This window comes from Streptomyces sp. SAS_281 (genome assembly GCF_052542855.1).
Genome location: NZ_JBMNDO010000230.1, coordinates 1 through 3,624, shown reverse-complemented (window position 1 = coordinate 3,624; position 3,624 = coordinate 1). Strand labels below are relative to the sequence as shown.

Below are 3,624 nucleotides of genomic sequence, written 5' to 3'. Positions count from 1 at the left end.
GCAAGGGAGGGTGCGGTCCGGAGCCCGGACCCCACCCCCCCCCCCCCCCGCCCCCCGGACGGAGGCCCGGTTACGCCGGAACGCTCGCCACGCCCGCGGCCAGGAACTTCTTCCCGTTCACGCGCTCCGAGACGCCCTCGCGGTCCAGGTACGGCGTGATGCCGCCCAGGTGGAAGGGCCAGCCGGCGCCCGTGATCAGGCAGAGGTCGATGTCCTGGGCCTCGGCCACGACGCCCTCGTCCAGCATCAGGCCGATCTCCTGGGCGACCGCGTCCAGGACGCGGTCGCGGACCTGCTGCTCGGTCAGGACGGTGTCGCCCTGCTTGAGGAGGGCGGCGACCTCGGGGTCGAGGACCGGTGCGCCCGTGTCGTACACGTAGAAGCCGCGCTTGCCGGCCTTCACGACCGCCGCCAGGTTCTCGGAGACGGTGAAGCGCTCCGGGAAGGCGCGGTTCAGGGTCTCGGAGACGTGCAGGCCGATCGCCGGGCCGACCAGCTCCAGGAGCACCAGCGGGGACATCGGCAGGCCGAGCGGCTCGATGGCCTTCTCCGCGGTCTCGACCGGGGTGCCCTCGTCGATGACGTTCTGGATCTCGCCCATGAAGCGGGTGAGGATGCGGTTGACGACGAACGCCGGGGCGTCCTTCACCAGCACCGCGGTCTTCTTCAGCTTGCGGGCGACCCCGAAGGCGGTGGCCAGCGAGGCGTCGTCCGTCTTCTCGCCGCGCACGATCTCCAGGAGCGGGAGGATCGCGACCGGGTTGAAGAAGTGGAAGCCGACGACCCGCTCGGGGTTCTTCAGCTTCGAGGCCATCTCGGTGACCGAGAGGGACGAGGTGTTGGTGGCGAGGATCGCGTGTGCCGGGGCGACCGCCTCGACCTCCGCGAACACCTGCTGCTTGACGCCGATCTCCTCGAAGACCGCCTCGATGATGAAGTCGGCGTCGGAGAAGCCCTCCGCCTTGTCCAGCACACCGGAGACCAGGGCCTTCAGACGGTTGGCCTTGTCCTGGTTGATACGGCCCTTGCCGAGCAGCTTCTCGATCTCGGCGTGGACGTAGCCCACACCCTTGTCGACGCGCTCCTGGTCGATGTCGGTCAGCACGACCGGCACCTCCAGGCGGCGCAGGAACAGCAGGGCGAGCTGGCTGGCCATCAGGCCCGCGCCCACCACGCCGACCTTGGTGACCGGGCGCGCCAGGTTCTTGTCCGGGGCCCCGGCCGGGCGCTTGGCGCGCTTCTGGACGAGGTTGAAGGAGTAGATCCCGGACCGCAGCTCGCCGCCCATGATCAGGTCCGCCAGGGCCTGGTCCTCGCGGTCGAAGCCGGCGGACAGGTCGCCGTCCTTGGCCGCGGCGACGATCTCCAGCGCGCGGTACGCGGCCGGGGCCGCACCGTGCACCTTGGAGTCGGCGATGGCCCGGCCGCGCGCGACGGCCTGGTCCCAGGCGTCCCCGCGGTCGACCTCGGGGCGCTCGACCGTGACCGTGCCGTTGAGCACGTCCGCGGTCCAGACGAGGGACCGCTCCAGGAAGTCCGCGCCCTCGAAGAGCGCGTCCGCGATGCCGAGCTCGAAGACCTGCTTGCCCTTGAGCTGGCGGTTCTGGTTCAGCGAGTTCTCGATGATCACCGAGACCGCGCGGTCGGCGCCGATCAGGTTCGGCAGCAGCACGCAGCCGCCCCAGCCGGGGACCAGACCGAGGAAGACCTCGGGCAGCGAGAACGCCGGCAGCGCCTTGGAGACGGTGCGGTACGAGCAGTGCAGCCCGACCTCGACACCGCCGCCCATCGCCGCGCCGTTGTAGTACGCGAACGTGGGCACCGCGAGGGTGGACAGCCGGCGGAAGACGTCGTGGCCGCCCTTGCCGATGGCCAGCGCGTCCTTGTGCTCCTTGAGCAGTTCGACGCCCTTGAGGTCGGCGCCGACCGCGAAGATGAACGGCTTGCCGGTGATGCCGACGCCCGTGATCGCGCCCTCGGCGGCCTCCTTCTCGACCTGGTCGATCGCGGCGTCGAGGTTCGCCAGCGACTGCGGTCCGAAGGTGGTCGGCTTGGTGTGGTCCAGGCCGTTGTCCAGCGTGATGAGGGCGAAGCGCCCCGCACCGGCCGGCAGGTCCAGGTGGCGTACGTGCGCCTGGGTGACGACCTCGCCGGGGAACAGCTCGGCCGCACCCTTCAGAAGCTCGGTGGTGGTGCTCACTTGTCGCCTCCGGCGTTCTCGAAGTGCGGGTTCTCCCAGACGACCGTCGCGCCCATGCCGAAGCCGACGCACATGGTCGTGAGGCCGTAACGGACCTCGGGGTGCTCCTCGAACTGGCGGGCCAGCTGGGTCATCAGCCGGACGCCGGAGGAGGCCAGCGGGTGGCCGTAGGCGATCGCGCCGCCGTACTGGTTGACGCGGGCGTCGTCGTCGGCGATGCCGTAGTGCTCCAGGAACGCCAGCACCTGTACGGCGAATGCCTCGTTGATCTCGAAGAGACCGATGTCCGAGATGGACAGGCCGGCCTGGGCGAGGGCCTTCTCGGTGGCCGGAATCGGCCCGTAGCCCATGACCTCCGGCTCGACGCCCGCGAAGGCGTACGAGACCAGGCGCATCTTGACCGGGAGGCCCAGCTCGCGGGCGACGTCCTCGGCGGCGAGCAGCGAGGCGGTGGCGCCGTCGTTGAGCCCCGCGGCGTTGCCGGCCGTGACGCGGCCGTGGGCGCGGAACGGGGTCTTCAGGTTGGCCAGGGACTCCATGGTGGTGCCCGGGCGCATCGGCTCGTCGGCGGTGACCAGGCCCCAGCCGGTCTCCCCGGCCTCGGCGTTGGTCCGGCGCACCGAGACGGGCACCAGGTCCTGCTGGATCTTGCCGTTGGCGTACGCCTTGGCGGCCTTCTCCTGGGACCGCACCGCGTAGGCGTCGGCGCGCTCCTTGGTGATCGTGGGGTACCGGTCGTGCAGGTTCTCCGCGGTCATGCCCATGAACAGCGCGGACTCGTCGACCAGCTTCTCCGACACGAACCGCGGGTTCGGGTCCACGCCCTCGCCCATCGGGTGGCGGCCCATGTGCTCGACACCGCCGGCGACGACGACGTCGTACGCGCCGAAGGCGATGGAGCCGGCCGTCGACGTGACGGCGGTCAGGGCGCCCGCGCACATGCGGTCGATGGAGTAGCCCGGGACGGACTGGGGCAGACCCGCCAGGATGCCGGCGGTGCGGCCGAGGGTCAGGCCCTGGTCGCCGATCTGCGTGGTCGCGGCGATGGCGACCTCGTCGATCTTCTTGGGGTCCAGGTCCGGGTTGCGGCGCAGCAGCTCCCGGATGGCCTTCACGACGAGATCGTCGGCGCGGGTCTCGTGGTAGATGCCCTTCGGGCCCGCCTTGCCGAACGGGGTGCGGACGCCGTCTACGAAGACGACGTCCCGGATGGTACGAGGCACGATGGCTCTCCTCCAGGGTGCGGGATGGCACTGCTGCGGGGCGCGCCCGGAGGCACGCCGCTCCGGTCATGCTACTTGCGGGTAACCAGACTGCCCACCCCCGGTGGCCGGAGCGGCGAAGGTCACACGCGGAAACTGCCCGGGGAGCACCCCTCCGCACACGGCGAATGGCCCGGACGGACTCGTTTTCGAGTCCGTCCG

2 protein-coding genes are annotated in these 3,624 nt (G+C 70.8%); both read right to left on the bottom strand.

Going from position 1 to position 3,624, the window contains the following annotated elements:
• Positions 1–70: 70 nt before the first annotated feature.
• On the bottom strand, positions 71–2,200 hold the full coding sequence (locus ACN6LM_RS37700) for a 3-hydroxyacyl-CoA dehydrogenase NAD-binding domain-containing protein (protein WP_445069932.1): 2,130 nt from the start codon (positions 2,198–2,200) through the stop codon (positions 71–73).
• Positions 2,197–3,423: a thiolase family protein gene (locus ACN6LM_RS37695; RefSeq protein WP_073966137.1), complete on the bottom strand. Its 1,227-nt coding sequence runs from the start codon at positions 3,421–3,423 to the stop codon at positions 2,197–2,199. The genes ACN6LM_RS37700 and ACN6LM_RS37695 overlap by 4 nt, the downstream gene beginning before the upstream one ends.
• Positions 3,424–3,624 lie beyond the last annotated feature (201 nt).